The sequence below is a fragment of the Methyloversatilis discipulorum genome (assembly GCF_018780585.1).
Lineage (GTDB): Bacteria > Pseudomonadota > Gammaproteobacteria > Burkholderiales > Rhodocyclaceae > Methyloversatilis > Methyloversatilis discipulorum_B.
On record NZ_JADMJL010000073.1, the window covers coordinates 1 to 1,327 of the forward strand.

Here is a 1,327-nt window from a genome sequence, read left to right on the forward strand (position 1 = left end):
CAGGCTGCTGAAATACTGACCCGAAGCGCCGCCTCTTTCAGCCCGTCCGGCGAGCCGGCAGCGTGCTTTTCATCATGCGGGATGTTGAGGTCGGAATTCCTTGATTTCCCACCGCTTCGCAGCGCCTGCCCCGCCGATTTCCTTCATTGCGCACCCAGCGGACGGACCTGTCCCAAGGTGCGCATGCGAACCAAGTTGAAGGCTGCCATGTTCAGCACGAACATTTGGTCGACGCGCTTGAGTCCGCGCACCATCACCTGGCGAATGCCACCGACGGTCTTGGCCCAGCCGAAGCCTTGCTCGATCAACTTGCGCTTGCGCTGCGACAGCGCATAGCCCTCACTCTGAGCAATGGCGTCGGGGACCGCCGACTTGCGGCCCGACTTGTTCTGCGCGACGTGCGGCATCACGCCCAACTCGATGCAGGTGTCGATGAACTCTTGCGCGTCGTAGCCTTTGTCGGCGCCCAGCGTGATTTCGCGCTCCGGGTCTCCCAAGGCTTGCCGGGCATCGTTGATCATGACTTTGGCCGCTTCGCGTTCGGCGTAGCCATCGGCGGTGGTCACGACGGCGTTGGCAATCAAGCCGTGACGGTTGTCGCTCAGCGTGTGGCCCATGAAGCGCAACTCGCTGGCGGTATTGCCCTTGCGGTACAGCCTTGCGTCGGCGTCCGTCTTGGATTCATGCGTCTCGTTGCTGCGCTTGTCGCCCTTGAAGTTGCCGCCGTCGCCGATGGCGTGATCGTCAGCCTTCGCCACAAAGCTCTTGTGGCTGGCCCACGCTTGGATCAGCGTGCCGTCCACGCTGAAGTGCTCGCCCGACAGCAGGTCCTTCTCCTGCGCGATCGCCACCACTTCGTTGAAGAACTCGATGACCGCGTCATGCTTGATCAAGCGCTCGCGATTCTTGGTGAACACGGTCGACACCCACACCACGTCGTCCATGGACAGGCCGATGAACCAGCGGAACAGCAAGTTGTACTGCACCTGCTCCATCAACTGCCGCTCCGAGCGCACGCTGTACAGCACCTGCAGCAGCATGGCGCGAAGCAACTTCTCAGGTGCGACACTGGGTCGGCCGCCCTTGGTATCGGCCTCGTACATCGCCGAGAACAGATCCCCCATCTTCGCCAGCGCCCCATTGGCCATCGTGCGGATCGCGCGCAGTGGGTGGTCGGCAGGAACGAAGTCCTCCAACTTGCGCATCGTGAACAAGCTCTCGGTGAAGGTGTCGGCGCCGCGCATGAGTCTCAGTGAAATCGGGTCGTCAAATTATCGAGGTCGCCGGTCGCGCATTCATTGCGCCGCGAAGGTATTTCAGCAGCCTG

Annotated in this window: 1 protein-coding gene; it reads right to left on the reverse strand. The window is 61.9% G+C overall.

Annotation, left to right across the window (positions count from 1 at the left end; all coding sequences use genetic code 11):
- Window positions 1–143: 143 nt before the first annotated feature.
- Window positions 144–1,244 carry an IS5 family transposase gene (locus tag IV112_RS21165; protein WP_304007090.1) on the reverse strand — a complete coding sequence of 367 codons (1,101 nt, stop codon included), beginning with the start codon at window positions 1,242–1,244 and terminating at the stop codon, window positions 144–146.
- Between the last annotated feature and the right edge of the window lie 83 nt (window positions 1,245–1,327).